This is a genomic window from Gilliamella sp. wkB178, assembly GCF_001690705.1.
Taxonomy (GTDB): domain Bacteria; phylum Pseudomonadota; class Gammaproteobacteria; order Enterobacterales; family Orbaceae; genus Gilliamella; species Gilliamella apicola_K.
Window position 1 is genome coordinate 142,510 of record NZ_LZGK01000014.1, and the last position, 16,231, is coordinate 158,740.

Sequence of the window (16,231 nt, forward strand, 5' to 3'; positions counted from 1 at the left end):
AGGGCTCTAAATTCATAAATTTAAATATGCATAATTGCAGCTGATTAATGTGTTTACTGCCCTTTTTTATCATAAAAAATCAGAAAATAGACCAATAAACAAGGCATCAAGATAATCATTGATGCCTTGTATTATTTTTAATAATACATGTTATTTAAGTTCTAATTCATTCATTGCTGCAATGCTAAATCCACCATCAACATGTACTACCTCTCCAGTGATACCTGAAGCTAAGTTTGAACATAAAAATGCAGCAGAATTGCCAACATCTTCAGTGGTTACTGTACGACGGATAGGGGTAACTGATTCGCAGTGAGATAACATCTTTTTAAAATCTTTAATACCAGATGCGGCTAGTGTACGAATTGGTCCTGCTGAAATGGCATTAACACGAATACCTTCAGGTCCCATTGCATTTGCCATGTATCGAACATTTGCCTCTAATGACGCTTTAGCTAGCCCCATTACGTTATAATTAGGGATCGCACGTTCAGCACCAAGATAAGAAAGAGTTAATAAAGCAGCATTTGGGTTTAGCATTGTTCGACATGCTTTCGCTAAAGCAACAAAACTATATGAGCTAATATCATGTGCAATTGAAAAACCTTCGCGAGTAACTGCATTAACATAATCACCATCTAATTGATCACTAGGGGCAAAAGCTATAGCATGTACAAATCCGTCAAATTTAGTCCAGACTTTTGCAAGCTCTGTAAACAAGTCTGTAATGCTTTCGTCATGTGCAACATCACAAGGTAGAACGATTTTAGAACCAAAATCAGCTGCAAATTCTTCAACACGGCCTTTTAATTTTTCACTTTGATAAGTAAAGGCTAATTCAGCGCCTTCACGATGCATTGATTGCGCGATACCGTAAGCAATAGAACGATTACTTGCAACACCCGTAACGAGTATACGTTTGCCTGTTAAAAATCCCATAAATTATTCCTCTAATGTTTTTTCTCTATCGTCTAGGATGATGACGATTATATGTTGATAAAGCCAACTTCGCTACCATAAATTTATTTATAGCCATCTTATTGTTATTAAAATTTCGCTAAAAAAACTGTTTACTATTCGAATAGTTTACTATAATAGTCAACTATTCATTGTTATTAATAGTGATATCATCATGGAAAATTTAGTTTGTTATAAAAAGTTACCTATCTGGAATGCAAAAACACTACCACAACCATTCTGTGAAAAACACAACACTCAAATTGGTACTTGGGCAAAGCTACAAATTATTGCGGGTAATTTAGATTTTGATATATTAACTTCAGAAGGTGAAATTGTTAATCGGCAACATTTTAACACTCAACATCAGCCACCATTTATAGCCCCACAGCAATGGCACCGTATTGCAGCGGTATCAGATGATCTTAGCTGCCAATTATCTTTTTATTGTTTACCTGAAGATTATACTAATAAAAAATATCAAATGACGAAAACACATTCTGACGTATTAGAAACATGCCAATTAGTACCAGTTGGTAGAGCATTAGATCTTGGTTGTGGTTCTGGACGAAATTCGTTATATCTACAATTACTCGGTTTTAATGTTGATGCGGTTGATAAGTCCGAACTAAACATTGATAATTTGCAAGAAATTATTACTAATGAACATTTACCCCATATTAATACGTTTGTTTATGATATTAATCAAGCAAGTTGGCAAGGTGAATATGATCTAATTATTTCAACTGTGGTAATGATGTTTTTACAACCAGATCGTATTCCAGATATTATCTATAATATGCAAGTAATTACTAAAACAGGCGGTTATAATTTAATTGTTAGTGCCATGTCTACTCAGGACTATCCTTGCCCAGTTGGTTTTTCATTTACTTTCAAAGAACAAGAACTACTTAATTACTATAAAGATTGGGAAATTCTGAAGTATAACGAAGATATTGGTGAACTACATAAAACAGATATACATGGCAATCGAATTAAATTAAGATTTGCCACTTTATTAGCTAGGAAAAAATAATAACAGGGCATTGCCCTGTTATAGCGGGACATTAATATGTCTTAATTAGTACTGAGTATCTGACCAACAACAAACCATGCTTTGCGGGAATTTAATAAATCTTGTGCTGACATCGGTTTTTTACCGGCAGGCTGTAGCAACGTCATATTTAACGCGCCGTCACTTGTTGCAATGCAAATCCCTCGTTTATCAGCTTGAAGAATTGTGCCTGTAGGTTGTTTATGTTTAGTAGCTACTACTTCAGCTTGCCAAACTTTAACCATTTCTCCATTGACTTCGAAATAACTTACCGGCCATGGGTTAAAAGCACGAACACATCGTTCAAGTTGTATGGCTGATAAATTCCAGTCTAGCTTTGCTTCTTGTTTAGATAACTTTTCAGCATAAGTAACAAGTGTTGGATCTTGTTTTTCGGGTTTAATTTTTCTTTCACTTATCAATGTTAGTGTTTCAAGTAGGGCTTTAGGACCTAGTTTAGCTAATTTGTCATAGAGTGATGCACTGGTGTCGTGTGATTCAATAGGGCAAGCAAGTTTATAAAGCATATCACCTGTATCAAGACCAGCATCCATTTGCATTATGGTGATACCAGTTTGTGTATCACCAGCCCAACAAGCGCGCTGAATAGGTGCCGCTCCACGCCATCTTGGCAAGAGTGAACCATGCACATTCAAGCAACCTAAATTAGGCATATCAAGCACAGCTTGCGGGAGAATCAAACCATAAGCCACTACAACCATAATATCGGCGTTAAGTTTGGCAATCATATTTTGGCTTTCTTCGCTTTTAAGTGTAGCAGGTTGATAAACAGGCAAGTTGTTTGCTAGCGCTAACTGTTTAACCGGACTGGACGTTAATTTATTGCCACGACCAGCAGGACGATCAGGTTGGGTAAAAACAGCTATTACATTATGTTTAGCTTCTATTAGGGCTTGTAGATGTCTGGCTGCAAAATCAGGGGTACCTGCAAATATAATATTTAGTGGTTTAGTCGTGTGAGGCATAGTAATGTCCATAATCTAGAAATTATTGGCATTATACTAGAAATTTTATAGAGAAGCTTTAATCTGAAAGGAGTCACTATTGAATAGTTTCCCCTTTCTTTATCTTATTGTATATTACAAAGGTAGATTACGTTTAATTATACCTTGCTCATAAGCTACAAAAATATCATTTTGTATTGTTATCCATTGTTTATAAAAAATACCAGCAGACATAATTGCTGCAAATTTACTATCTTTCCCTTTTTTACATTGATTATATAAGCGTATTAATTTTGCATCACTTATTTTTCCAGCATTAATTTGACGGATAAGTGTTTTGCTTTTGAGTTTACCTACTATAACTAACATAAGACTTAAAAATAAAAGTATAGCTATAACTAAATCAAAAGCGAGAATATAGCGTAATAAAACATTCATTTTTACCATTTCTTAAATATACAAATATAATCATTTTGTAATCAATAAAAACCTATTAATATGATTTATAAGGTTATCATGGTTAAAAAAACTTAATTTATACATAATAATAGGTATCTGAATTTAAAAAGGGAAAAATATGGGTACTATTGCAATATCTATAGCCATTACTAGAAAGGTTAACGGGACGCCAATTTTTACAAAATCACCAAAGCTATATCCACCTGGAGCTACAATCATTGTCTTAACAGGAGATGATACAGGAGTAATAAATGATGCCGAGGTGGCAATAGCAACTGTCATAGCAAATGGATAAGGTGAATAACCAAATTTTATTGCTAAATCGATGGCGATTGGGGCTATTAAAATTGCTGTAGCTGTATTAGATATAAATAACCCAACTGTTGAACACAGTAAAAAAATAAATGTTAGCACCATATATGGGCCATAAGATTTTAAATGTATTTCCAGCCAATCCGAAATTAGTGAAATGCCACCAGTTTTACTTAATGCTATTGCAAAAGGCATCATACCGATAATTAAAATTAATGATGGCCAGTGTATGGACTTATATGCACTGTTCATATCTATGCAACGGGTTGCTCCCATTAATAAGCAGGCAATGAGTGCAGCAACTACATTAGGTACAATACCTGTTACCATTAATAAGATCATTATGGCAAGATTTATTAATGCTGCATAAGCTTGAGAACTTGCTGGTGCAATATCATCTATATCTGCTGGGAAATCTAATACTACAAAATCATTGGTGCGTGTTTGCAATTTTTGAATCGATCCCCATCCACCACAAACTAGCAGAGTGTCACTCATTTCTAAACGTTCTTGAAATAGGTTATTTGTTTCAACTGGGGCATGGTTACGCCAAATACCAATCACTGTCAAAAAATATTTTGCTCTGAAATCGATTTCATTTAATGTTTTGCCACATAGTGTTGATTCGGGTAGTAATGCTACTTCGGCCATACCTACTTCTTTAACTTGTTCGGAGAAATATTCACCACGTAAAACTTTAGGTTCAAGGTTATTGTTGGCTAAAAAAGTACGGTAATCATTTTCGGAATGCGACATATCAAGTAATAAGATATCATTTTCACGAAATTCAGTGGTACCGTTAACTGGGATTAAAACTTTTCGGAATTTACGCCAACGTTCAATACCTATAACATTTACTCCATGTTCGCTACGTAAATGCAAACTATCTATAGTTCTCCCAACAAATGGTGAACCAGCTAATATTTGTGCGCGATGGGCGCGACCAGTTAATTTATAATCTTTGATTAAGTCAGTAATTTTTCGTCTTTGTGGTTGTGATTTTGTTGGCGTTACTTGTTCAGCGGTAAGTAACCAATTGCGAGTAATTATGCAATAAATAATCCCAAATATTAAAACGCATAAGCCAATTGGTGTAATGGAGAAAAATTTAAATTCAATTAATGAAGATCGGCTTAGTTCACTATTCACAACTAGGTTAGGTGCTGTAGCAACCAAAGTCATCATACCGCTAATTAACGCCGCAATACAAATTGGCATCATCAATTTTTTGATATGAATGCCAGTGTGATTAGCGATACTAATTGCCACTGGAATAAAAATAGCAACCACTCCGGTTGAACTCATTACCGAACCGAGTAAAGCAACACCTAACATAATATAAGTAATAATACGAATATCATTTTTACCAGCTATTTTTAATATATACTCGCTCATCTTATATGAAATGCCAGTTCTGACCAGACTTTCGCCAATAATAAAAAGTAATGCGATTAAGATGATGTTGGGGTCACTAAAGCCAGCTAATGCTTCGGCTGGTGTTAATACACCAGTAATGGTAATGGCCATAATTGTTAGTAAGGCAATAATGTCCATTCTTAACTTGCTGAATGAGAACAGTAAAATTGCAATTAATAATAGTAAGCAGACTGTAATGAGAGAATAGTTTTCAATAACATAATTAGGTAAAATATCAGTAATCGATGATATCCAATTATGTCCCGATGACGATGGTTTCACAGAAAGTAACTCTATTTTAAACTGACTATATTTTCGACATAATACCTTGATTTATTGCAATAGGGAATATTTTTAATCAAAGTTTATTGTATAAAATCATATTAATCATTGATCTTTTAACATTTATTGCTATTTGTTATTAAGTCTATTCGCTTTTTTGAAACTTGGGTGTAATTTAACCAAAAAATTCTATTTAATAATTAAATTTATCAGGAGAGCTTATGTCGTCAAAAAAAACTGTCGCACAAATTATAGTTGATATTTTAGCAGAAGCTGGAGTTAAACATTGTTATGGTATTGTTGGCGATACATTAAATCACATAACTTCTGCCATCAGAAAGAGTGATATTGAATGGGTACATGTCCGTCATGAAGAAGTCGGTGCTTTCGCTGCAGGAGCAGAAGCTTATTTAACTAATCAAATTACTGCTTGCGCCGGATCTTGTGGCCCTGGTAGCTTGCATTTTATTAATGGTATTTATGAAGCACAACGTAATAAAGTACCAGTTATTTTATTAGCTAGCCAATTAGTTACATCGCAACAGGGAACGGATTTCCCACAAGAGGTGGATTTTGAATCTCTTTATAAAAATTGTTCAGTATTTTGTCGACAAATTAATGATCCTACGCAAGTAAGAGAAATTACAACTGCGGCTATTCAAGCTGCCATAAATCAACGTGGTGTTGCAGTATTAGTAATACCTTATAACATTAGTAAAGAGCATGTAGAAGATAAAAGCAGTCATAAAATTTATCATCCTAACCCAGTTATACGCCCATCTGACACAGAACTCACTGAAATAGCGAATATTTTAAACCAACACAAAAAAGTTACAATTTTTGCAGGACAGGGTGTTTTTGATGCACATGCTGAATTAATTGATCTAGCAGAAAAATTGAAATCACCAATTGTACATACTTCCCGAGCTAAAGATTTTGTTGAATATGATAATCCTTATAATGTTGGTATGACCGGTATGTTTGGTATGGAATCAGGTTTAACTGCTATTAAAGATTGTGAAGTACTCTTAATGTTAGGTGCTGATTTTGCTTGGTCACAGTTTTATCCAGATAAAGCAATTATTATTCAAGTTGATATAGATGCCACTCACTTAGGTCGCCGGCATCCAGTGGATATTGGCGTAGTGGGTAGTAGTAAACCGACTTTATCTGCATTATTACCATTAGTTAATGAAAAACATGAAACTAAATTTTTAGAAGGGTGTTGCCAATTATATACAAAATCCATGAACAAATTGAATAAAAAGGCTCTCCCATCACATTCTACCATTCACCCACAATATTTAACTGAACTTATTGATAAATATGCTGCAGATGATGCAATACTTTGTGCTGATGTTGGTTCAGCAATGGTGTGGGCATGTCGTCACTTCAATACTAATGGCAAAAGACGTACATTAATAAGTTTAAAACATGGAACCATGGCGAATGCTATGCCACAAGCTTTGGGAGCACAAAAAGCATTTCCAAATCGACAAGTGATTACTTTATCTGGTGATGGTGGTATTAGTATGTTATTAGGTGATTTATTAACTACAATACAAGAAAAATTACCCATAAAAATCATTGTACTCAATAATGGTTCCTTAAACTTTGTTGAATTAGAGCAAAAAGTTGAAGGGTTAATTGATCACTATACTGATTTACAAAATCCTGATTTTGCGAAAGTTGCTGATTCAATTGGTTTGTTTTCCATCAGAGTTAATGATTCTGATTTACTTGAGGCCGCGATGCAATCATTTTTATCTCATCCTGGACCCGCGTTATTAGATGTTAAAACTAGTCCTAATGAACTAGTTATGCCACCAGAAATTCAAACATCACAAGTAATGGGTATGGCTCTTTATGGTGTTAAGGCATCTTTAAATGGAAAAATGGGCGATGTGGTTAATTTATTGGTAGATAATTTTGTTAAAAAATAGAATTACTCAACTGTCTAATTTGAGAGTCTTACACTTTTGTAAAGATGTTTCCTGAGAACTATACGTTTCAGTATATTTTAAAAAATTCTGCCGCTTTATACGGCAGAATAATTAGGATTAGAAGTTAACCGCACCTTCTTCTGCAGAAGTAAGATTTTCACGAATAATCGTAAAAAGTTCACGACCAAAGCCATGATGAGAGTCGGTTAAATTAAATGGATAAGGTTCACGTTTCGCAAGTTCCGTGTCATCAACTAGTAATGTTATTTCACCTGTTTGACCATTAACTCTGATCATATCGCCATCTTGTACCTTACTTAATAAACCACCTTCATAAGCTTCGGGAGTAACATGAATAGCCGCAGGCACTTTTCCCGAAGCACCAGATAAACGGCCGTCGGTTAATAATGCTACTTTATAGCCGCGATCTTGTAATACACCTAATGGTGTAATAAGTTTATGAAGTTCTGGCATACCAATAGCTTTTGGTCCTTGGTAACGGACCACAACAACACAGTCTTTATCAAGTTTGCCAGCTTTATATTCAGCATCTAAATCATATTGGCTATTAAAAACTACGGCGGGCGCCTCAATAATTTGATGTTCAGGAGCAATTGCAGATGTTTTCATAACTGCACGCCCAATATTACCAGACATTACTTTTAATCCTCCATGTGAATTAAAAGGTTTTTTTATTGATGCAATGACATTTTCATCAAGTGATTTTGTTGGTCCTTCACGGTAGATTAATTTACCATTTTCTAAAATAGGTTCTTTGGTATAACGGCTTAGACCTCTACCTACAACTGTCTCGACATCTTCATGAAGCAAATCACCATTTAGTAGTTCTCTAACTAATAATGAAGTACCACCCGCAGCTTGAAAATAATTGATATCAGCTGGTCCATTGGGATAAATTCGACAAAGTAAAGGGACAACTGTAGACAAATCAGAAATATCATCCCAATTAATGATAATACCTGCTGCTTTTGCCATAGCAACAATATGCATCGTCAGATTGGTTGAGCCGCCAGTAGCAAGTAAGGCAACTAAACCATTTACAATTACTTTTTCATCAACCATTTTACCTACTGGCATGTAATTTCCTGATTGATTTGTTAGGCGGGTAATTTGTTTGGCCGCAGCATTGGTTAATTCAAAGCGTAACGCTGTTTCTGGATGAACAAATGCGGCACCCGGTAAGTGCAAGCCCATTAACTCAATAACCATTTGGTTACTATTCGCGGTTCCATAAAAAGTACAAGTACCACTGGTGTGGTATGAGGCGGATTCTGATTCTAATAAATCTGCACGGGTTGCTTTACCTTCAGAATACAGTTGACGAATACGGACTTTTTCTTTGTTTGGTAACCCGGAAGGCATTGGTCCGGCTGGTACAAAAATTGCGGGTAGGTGGCCAAAGGTTAAAGCGCCAACAAAGAGCCCAGGTACAATTTTATCACATATCCCTAAGTATAAAGCGCCATCGAACATATTGTGAGATAAAGCAACGGCAACAGACATAGCAATTATATCACGGCTCATTAGGGAAATTTCCATTCCAGGTTCACCTTGAGTAACGCCATCACACATAGCTGGTACACCTCCAGCCATCTGACCGACAGCACCTACTTCATGTAGTACTTTACGGATTTGTTCTGGATAAAACTCATAAGGTTTATGAGCAGAAAGCATATCATTGTAAGAATTAATAATACCAATATTACTTTTTAAGATGTTTTTTAAATCATTTTTATCATTAATACAACAAGCGGCGAAACCATGTGCCAAATTACTACATGGTAAACTAGCTCTGGTCACTTTTTTTAACATGGCTTGTTCTATTTTTTGTAAATAAGCCTCACGTGAAGCTTTAGAACGATCAATAATACGCTGAGTTACAGCTTTAATAGTAGGATTCACATTAACCTCTTAGCTTTTATTATTTTTTAATTCTATTTATAATTTTAGCAATGACAGATTGCTCTTATAACTTCTTCGGTATCATGCACGACATTATTTAATGGTTGTTCAATATTAACTGTGTAGACATCCTTTTCATCGGAAGTTGGTTCTTCAAGGGTATCAAATTGTGATTGCAGCATGCCGGTTTTTTGATAGTGACCTATACGTTTAGCTAAACGATTTGCAATAACTTCAAAGCTACCTTTTAAATAAATAAAATGAACATTCTCATTTTCACCACGAATAATATCCCGGTATTGTCGTTTTAATGCTGAACATATAATAATTGATATATCATTGACATTACTCATTGCAAAAGCGGCATTACTAATTAAATGAAGCCAAGGAAAACGATCTTCATCATTTAAAGGTGTACCACTGCGCATTTTTAAAATATTAGCTTTAGGATGCAAGAAATCACCATCTAAAAAAGCTGCATCCAGATCGTAAGCTACTTGTTTAGCAACTGCCGATTTCCCACAACCAGATACCCCCATTAATATAAAAACCTGTTTATGTTTTTTCATTATAATTATTCCTATATCGTTATTTGTTACTGGTAACATTTTGCTATGTTAATCTTTTTTGGCAATTTAAAATATCTTTTTTTGTGATCTAGATCAGATTTTTAATAAAGTTATTAAAATAAAGGAAATAATAAATTAAAAATATACGATATCCCTATAAAACGTTATAGGAATATCAGCTAAGTCCTTACGATTTTATGAATTAGCTGATTTTTTCATTTTAGTTACAAAAATCATCACAATAAAAGCGATTATAGTTAAATAGATGAGAAAAGCTCCATAAGTAGCTAACATATCTATGAGTGAACGTCCTCGCATGGCAAAGTCACGGAAAAAACGGAATAACCAGACTAATGGAAATGCGTGACTGACATAGTAAGTCCAGATAGGCATAATCCCTACCGCCATTGTTGACCCACCCATGATAAATCCAGGTGGTACTAAAAATATCATCCGACTAGCACCTTCTCCTGGATTGTTAGTATTCCATGAAAGTAATAATCCTAACCAACCAAATGCTAATCCGGTCATAAATACACTAGGTAAGTAAGCAAAATAGTTTCCGTCAAAGCGTAATTGCCCAAAGATGACTAACACCGCTGTAATTAAGGTTAAGGCGGTAGTGTAAAATAACGCATATGGAATTGTTCTAGCTAATAAAGCTAATGGTCCTCTTTCTAATGCAATATTCCACATTCCGGTTACTTTTAAGCGACCTATTATCATCAATGAGGTTAAACCATAAGTTAATGATGAGAAAAAATAAACAAAATAAATAATTGTTGATATTGTTGAAGAGCTTGCTGGATTAAACATGTACCTTGTTTTAAGTTGCATTGGCGACAAGACTGCTTCAGTACTATCTTTACCTAATCCTAGGGCCGCTACTTGATTAACACTTATTTCAGCACCTAATTCAGGTATATATTCATTAAGATTCTGTAATACTTTAGCATTTTGTGCATCATTGGTATCATCAGCAAAATAACCTAAGCGAACAGTTTGATCGCCCTTTTTTAAGCTTTTTTCTAAACCTTTAGGAATATATAACACCCCTAAATTGCGATCATGGGAGACCAATGGTATTGGATTTACTGGAGCTCTAAGCACCTCAGATACTTCAATGTAAGGAGAAGTATTAATTTTACTAATTAATTCTGTAGAATATTTGGAACCATCTAGATCAATAACTGCAATTTTTCCCTCAAAAACTGCACCATGACTTAAAACTAAGGAAAAGATTAGTGCAACGATAGTAGCTAATCCAATCGATACTTTATAATAAGGTATGAAATGGCCTGATAACATTGCATCAAGCTCTTCAAAAATAGATTTAATGATGTTTTGCATCATCGACCTCAAGTGTCATTCCTGTTAATAATTGTGGAATAGATTCCATATAAATTCTAACTTGATAAGAAGTTAGATCTGCTTGGCCTCGTTCTCGTGTCATTCTTAAGTCTGCAAAGGAAGGTGCGGCTGTAGCAAAGCGAATAATGCCTTTGACTTTTTTGTCAAGAGCAATGGCATTAGCTGTCACGGATGTTCCTGGTTGATAATCTTTAACCATATTTTCATTAACATAAATATCCACATATTTACGATCGGTTTCTAATAATACTGCCGGTGCTCCATTTGGTACTACTTCACCATCTTCATACATAATCTTCAATACTTTACCACTTTCAGGTGCAACTAAAGTAAGTCGTTTATAGTTAACTTGTAATTGCTTTAACTCTGCTTCAGATTGATTTAATTGACCACGTAATTGTGCTAATTGATTTTGACGATTTTTGATTTTATCTCTAGCAATAGTAATCGCCTGTAAAGTCATGCCTGTTGCATTTTTAGTTTGTTGAAACTGACTAATTTGTTCTTTTGTAGCACCTATCATCAATGTTGCTAATTGACTTTCTATCTGTATTACTTGCATTTTAGTCGCAATAAAAGTATTACGGGTACTATCTAATTGTGATTGTGAAGTACCACCCGTTTTACGTAATTGGCTATGGCGATCAAATTCTATACTTGCTAAATCTCGTGCAGACCTAGCTGCTTCTAAATTAGCTTGAACTTCTTCTATTTTTCGCCAAGTTGATAATTCAGTTAAATCTGTATCGTTTTCTGCTATGCTGATTGCAGCTTGTTCTTGATTAACTGAAGCTTGTTGACTATCAACAACTGCTTGAAGGCGTTCAATGGCAATTTTTGTATCAACATCATCAAGTTGCATTAAAGGATCCCCTTTGTTTACAAATTCCGATTCTTGTACAAACCGTTTAATTACCCGCCCTCCAACATTTTCAAATGCCACATTAACTTCATCGGCAGTTAATACTCCCGATTTGATACTTTTAGCTACCGAAACAGCATCATTTCTTGAACCAAAGTAAATCAGCAAAGATCCGAAAGTAAGTAATAATAAAAATATGGCTGGGATTTTAATATTTTTTTTCATCATCATAATATAGCTTATTTTCCATTTTATTTAGTCAGCTAACTATTTAAGTAATATATAACCACTTTAATCTTTTTAAAGTTAATTATTTTCGTAATAATTTACGTAACATAACTATTAAAGACTCTTGTTCTTGGCGGTTTAAAACCTGAGCAAAAGCACGAATCGATTTTAGGTGGTTAGGTAATGCATTTTGAATAAGACGGATACCCGCTGGGGTTAAGGCTATTAAACGCGACCGACCATCTTCATCATTTTTTGACATTGAGATTAAAGGTTCTTTAGCAACCAGCATTCGTTTAACCATTACCGATACTGTAGCCGCTGTTACCCCTAAACGTAATGCCAGATCACCGGCACAGGTTTCACCTTCTGAAAATAATGACATCAATAAGGCAAACTTACCTTCAGATACATCATAATCTTTAGCCAATTGGGCATATATATTTGAACGAATTAAATCGGCGGTGGTAATCAAGCTAAGTACTAAATCAACGCCAGAAACATCTACGATATCATCATTAAGTCTTTGAGCTCGAGCTAAGGTTTCACGAGAAGGAAGCTTTCTAGAATTATAATTCAATGATCATTACCTAATTTATTTAGTCGGCTAATTATACTAGTCTAATAATAATTTGCAATATTTTTAGTGATGATTTTTTTATTTTTATAGGGTTTTACACTTAAGAAATAAAATGAACTATTTTTACTGTTAAAATAATTGTCACTAAGAAATAGTATATTGTGTGATCTTTTATTCGATATGATGATATTTACACGTTTATTAAAATAAATATATTACATACTAGATAATATTTAATAGAGCTAATGAAGCTAAAATAGTATCTCCCTGATCTTTTTTTATAACTTTTTGCGATCTTTTGCTAAAGAGCACTTGCAACCAACTCTATTTTTGCGTAAAATTCACGCCCTATATGATTAATCAATGCAGACATATTTGTTAAATCAGTGATCGTCTGCTTTTTATGCGGAGTTAAGTATGTACGCAGTTTTCCAAAGTGGTGGTAAACAACACCGAGTTAGCGAAGGACAAGTCGTTCGCTTGGAAAAAATTGAAGTCGAAACTGGCGGTGAAGTTGTTTTCGATAAAGTTTTAATGGTAGCAAATGGTGAAGACATCAAAGTTGGTGCCCCGTTTGTTGAAGGTGCAACAATTAAAGCAGAAATTGTTGAACACGGTCGTGGTGACAAAGTAAAAATTGTTAAATTTCGTCGTCGTAAACACTATCGTAAACAACAAGGTCATCGTCAGTGGTTTACTGATGTGAAGATCACTGCAATCGCTTAATAGGAGTATCTAACAATGGCACATAAGAAAGCTGGTGGTTCATCACGTAATGGTCGTGATTCCCAGAGTAAACGTTTAGGTGTAAAACGTTATGGTAGTCAAGAAGTTCTTGCTGGTAATATTTTAGTTCGTCAACGTGGAACTCAGTTTCACCCAGGCACTAATGTAGGTTGTGGTCGTGATCATACTTTATTTGCTTTAATTGATGGACAAGTTAAATTTGAAGTCAAAGGACCTAAAAACCGTCGTTATGTTAGTGTAGTTGCTAACAGTTAATTTTATTACGGTTTGACAGTTTCTAAAGCCTCACAATCATTGTGGGGCTTTTTTCATTTCTTGAAACTTACATAAATATACTCATTATGATAAAACAACAAAATGTTAAATTAGGTTTTGCATTAGCTATGTTAACTGCAGTTATGTGGGGAATAGTGCCGATTGCAATGAAATATGCACTAGTTGTTATAGACCCATTAACGTTGGCATGGTCTCGTTTAGGACTGTCAGCGATAGGTATTACTATCTGGTTAGCTTATAAAAAACAATTTCCTAATTTTGCTATTTTTAAAAAACGGCGTCGTTTTATCTTATTGATGGTTGCCGGATTTGGATTACTAGGTAATTTTGCGTTATTTGCTAGTGCCGTACAATATCTATCCGCAACAACAGCTCAAGTTATCGGGCAAATGGGTATTGTTGTATTTATGATTTCAAGTGCGTTTGTCTTTAAAGAAAAGCTTCGCCCAACACAGATTATTGGTATAGCTGTATTACTTATAGGATTAGTTCTATTCTTTAATAAGAATTTTGCCGATCTTTTTACTAATATGTCTTCATATGCTATTGGCGTTTGGCTTGGATTATTAGCTTCAGTTTCTTGGGCTTGTTATGCATTGGGGCAAAAAGCATTATTACGTAAATTACGAGCAGAACAATTACTGTGGTTAATTTATCTTATTTGTACCATTTTTTTATGGCCATTTGCTTCCCCGAGTAAGATAGCTAAAGCAGATGCTACACAATTATTTGCAATAATATTCTGTGGATTAAATACTATTATAGCTTATGGCGCTTTAGTTATGGCAATGGAAAGGTGGCAAGCCGCTCAGGTGAGTGCGATAACCACACTCACTCCATTATTTGCATTGATTTTTTCAGATTTATTCGCATTAATTTGGCCAGAAAAATTTGCTATGCAATATTTAAATATTTTAGGTTATATTGGCGCAATTTCTGTTGTTGCTGGTGCTATGTTTGCCACAATAGGGCACCAAATATGGCACCCTAGAAAAGGTTGGCTGATTAACCGCAGAAAAGAGGAAAAATAATGAAATTTGTTGATGAAGCTTCAATCCGAGTCGAAGCTGGTGATGGCGGCAATGGTTGTGTCGGGTTTCGTCGTGAAAAGTATATTCCAAAAGGTGGTCCTGACGGCGGTGACGGTGGTGATGGCGGTGATGTATTTTTTATCGCTGATGAGAATTTAAATACTCTGGTAGATTTTCAATTTGAAAAAAATTATCGAGCGGAACGTGGTCAGAATGGACAAGGATCTGATTGTACAGGTAAAAGAGGACGAGATATTACAGTTAAAGTTCCTGTAGGGACAAGAATCACTGATAAATATACTGGCGAAATTATTGGAGATTTAACACATCACCAACAAAAAGTTCTAGTAGCTAAAGGTGGATTTCATGGGCTTGGTAATGCACGTTTTAAATCATCAGTAAATAGAGCACCGAGGCAAAAAACAGATGGAACCCCAGGTGAAAAGCGCGATGTATTATTAGAACTATTATTACTAGCTGATGTAGGTATGTTAGGGTTACCGAATGCGGGTAAATCAACTTTTATTCGATCTGTTTCAGCAGCTAAACCAAAAGTCGCAGATTATCCATTTACAACCTTAGTACCGAGTTTAGGCGTAGTAAGAATGGATAATGCACAAAGTTTTGTGATCGCTGATATACCAGGTTTGATTGAAGGAGCGTCAGATGGAGCAGGACTTGGGATTCGTTTTTTAAAACATCTTGAGCGTTGCCGAGTATTGGTGCATTTGATTGATATTGCGCCAATTGATGGTTCTGATCCAATTGAAAATGCCAAAGTGATTATCAATGAACTCCATCAATATAGTGAAAAATTAGCCCATAAACCACGGTGGTTAGTTTTTAATAAAATGGATGTGTTAGGTCCAGAAGAAAGTTATAAACGCGCAGCTGAAATTGCTGCAGCTCTCGATTGGCAGGATAAATATTACGTTATTTCTGCAGTTAATCAAGCTGGTGTTAAAACACTATGTTGGGATTTAATGGAATATATAAACACTCATCCTCGTGAAGCCGAACCAGAAGAATTATTATCTGAAAAAGTAGAATTCATGTGGGATGATTATCATCAAAAAGCCATAGATGAAGCATTTGATGATGAAGATGATTATGATGATTGGGATGAAACTGATGAAGAAGGAGTAGAAACTATTTATCAACAATAATTATTATGATATATTCATTCATCATAACTGAAATAATTAAGAATATTTTTTAAAAATGCAGGGAAATTCCCTGCTCAATTCTAGTATTTT

At 34.8% G+C, this 16,231-nt stretch carries 15 protein-coding genes; 6 read left to right on the forward strand and 9 right to left on the reverse strand.

The window, feature by feature from the left end:
• Positions 1 to 150: 150 nt before the first annotated feature.
• Positions 151 to 939: an enoyl-ACP reductase FabI gene (gene fabI, locus A9G13_RS08925; RefSeq protein ID WP_065557265.1), complete on the reverse strand. Its 789-nt coding sequence runs from the start codon at positions 937 to 939 to the stop codon at positions 151 to 153.
• Positions 940 to 1,132: 193 nt separating this feature from the next.
• Between fabI and tehB the strand changes: the two genes are divergently transcribed.
• Complete coding sequence (gene tehB / locus A9G13_RS08930; protein ID WP_065557266.1) at positions 1,133 to 1,993, forward strand: SAM-dependent methyltransferase TehB; 861 nt, start codon at positions 1,133 to 1,135, stop codon at positions 1,991 to 1,993.
• A gap of 41 nt (positions 1,994 to 2,034) precedes the next feature.
• Here tehB and fmt read toward each other — a convergent pair whose 3' ends face one another.
• From fmt to A9G13_RS08945, 3 genes are all read right to left on the reverse strand, one after another.
• Positions 2,035 to 2,997 (reverse strand): methionyl-tRNA formyltransferase, encoded by a 963-nt coding sequence (gene fmt / locus A9G13_RS08935; protein WP_065557267.1) that lies wholly within the window; start codon positions 2,995 to 2,997, stop codon positions 2,035 to 2,037.
• A gap of 114 nt (positions 2,998 to 3,111) precedes the next feature.
• Positions 3,112 to 3,414, reverse strand: a complete 303-nt coding sequence (locus A9G13_RS08940; RefSeq protein WP_065557268.1) for a hypothetical protein — start codon at positions 3,412 to 3,414, stop codon at positions 3,112 to 3,114.
• Between the two features lie 123 nt (positions 3,415 to 3,537).
• A complete protein-coding gene (locus A9G13_RS08945; protein ID WP_442902807.1) occupies positions 3,538 to 5,415 on the reverse strand; it encodes an SLC13 family permease in 1,878 nt (625 codons plus the stop codon).
• 251 nt (positions 5,416 to 5,666) lie between these two features.
• On the opposite strand from A9G13_RS08945, the gene A9G13_RS08950 reads away from it, so the two are divergent.
• Positions 5,667 to 7,388, forward strand: a complete 1,722-nt coding sequence (locus A9G13_RS08950; protein WP_065557269.1) for a thiamine pyrophosphate-dependent enzyme — start codon at positions 5,667 to 5,669, stop codon at positions 7,386 to 7,388.
• Positions 7,389 to 7,505: 117 nt separating this feature from the next.
• On the opposite strand, the gene edd is transcribed toward A9G13_RS08950, so the two are convergent.
• From edd to A9G13_RS08975, 5 genes are all read right to left on the reverse strand, one after another.
• A complete protein-coding gene (gene edd / locus A9G13_RS08955) occupies positions 7,506 to 9,311 on the reverse strand; it encodes a phosphogluconate dehydratase (protein WP_065557270.1) in 1,806 nt (601 codons plus the stop codon).
• 44 nt (positions 9,312 to 9,355) lie between these two features.
• Positions 9,356 to 9,880 carry a gluconokinase, GntK/IdnK-type gene (locus A9G13_RS08960; RefSeq protein ID WP_065557271.1) on the reverse strand — a complete coding sequence of 175 codons (525 nt, stop codon included), beginning with the start codon at positions 9,878 to 9,880 and terminating at the stop codon, positions 9,356 to 9,358.
• A gap of 195 nt (positions 9,881 to 10,075) precedes the next feature.
• Positions 10,076 to 11,230 (reverse strand): ABC transporter permease, encoded by a 1,155-nt coding sequence (locus A9G13_RS08965; protein ID WP_065557391.1) that lies wholly within the window; start codon positions 11,228 to 11,230, stop codon positions 10,076 to 10,078.
• Positions 11,214 to 12,344, reverse strand: coding sequence for an HlyD family secretion protein (locus A9G13_RS08970; protein ID WP_065557272.1), 1,131 nt, complete (start codon positions 12,342 to 12,344; stop codon positions 11,214 to 11,216). The genes A9G13_RS08965 and A9G13_RS08970 overlap by 17 nt, the downstream gene beginning before the upstream one ends.
• A 79-nt stretch (positions 12,345 to 12,423) precedes the next feature.
• Positions 12,424 to 12,921 carry a MarR family winged helix-turn-helix transcriptional regulator gene (locus tag A9G13_RS08975; protein WP_065557273.1) on the reverse strand — a complete coding sequence of 166 codons (498 nt, stop codon included), beginning with the start codon at positions 12,919 to 12,921 and terminating at the stop codon, positions 12,424 to 12,426.
• A 417-nt stretch (positions 12,922 to 13,338) separates the two neighbouring features.
• On the opposite strand from A9G13_RS08975, the gene rplU reads away from it, so the two are divergent.
• The 4 genes from rplU (at position 13,339) to cgtA (ending at position 16,141) form a co-directional block, all read left to right on the forward strand.
• The gene (gene rplU / locus A9G13_RS08980; protein ID WP_065557274.1) at positions 13,339 to 13,647 is read left to right on the forward strand and encodes a 50S ribosomal protein L21; all 309 of its coding nucleotides are present in this window, start codon (positions 13,339 to 13,341) and stop codon (positions 13,645 to 13,647) included.
• Between the two features lie 15 nt (positions 13,648 to 13,662).
• Positions 13,663 to 13,923 carry a 50S ribosomal protein L27 gene (rpmA, locus tag A9G13_RS08985; RefSeq protein ID WP_034915250.1) on the forward strand — a complete coding sequence of 87 codons (261 nt, stop codon included), beginning with the start codon at positions 13,663 to 13,665 and terminating at the stop codon, positions 13,921 to 13,923.
• Between the two features lie 86 nt (positions 13,924 to 14,009).
• Entirely contained in the window at positions 14,010 to 14,975 is a 966-nt protein-coding gene (locus tag A9G13_RS08990; protein WP_065557275.1) for a DMT family transporter, read from the forward strand.
• On the forward strand, positions 14,975 to 16,141 hold the full coding sequence (gene cgtA / locus A9G13_RS08995; RefSeq protein WP_065557276.1) for an Obg family GTPase CgtA: 1,167 nt from the start codon (positions 14,975 to 14,977) through the stop codon (positions 16,139 to 16,141). The genes A9G13_RS08990 and cgtA overlap by 1 nt, the downstream gene beginning before the upstream one ends.
• The last annotated feature ends 90 nt before the right edge of the window (positions 16,142 to 16,231 follow it).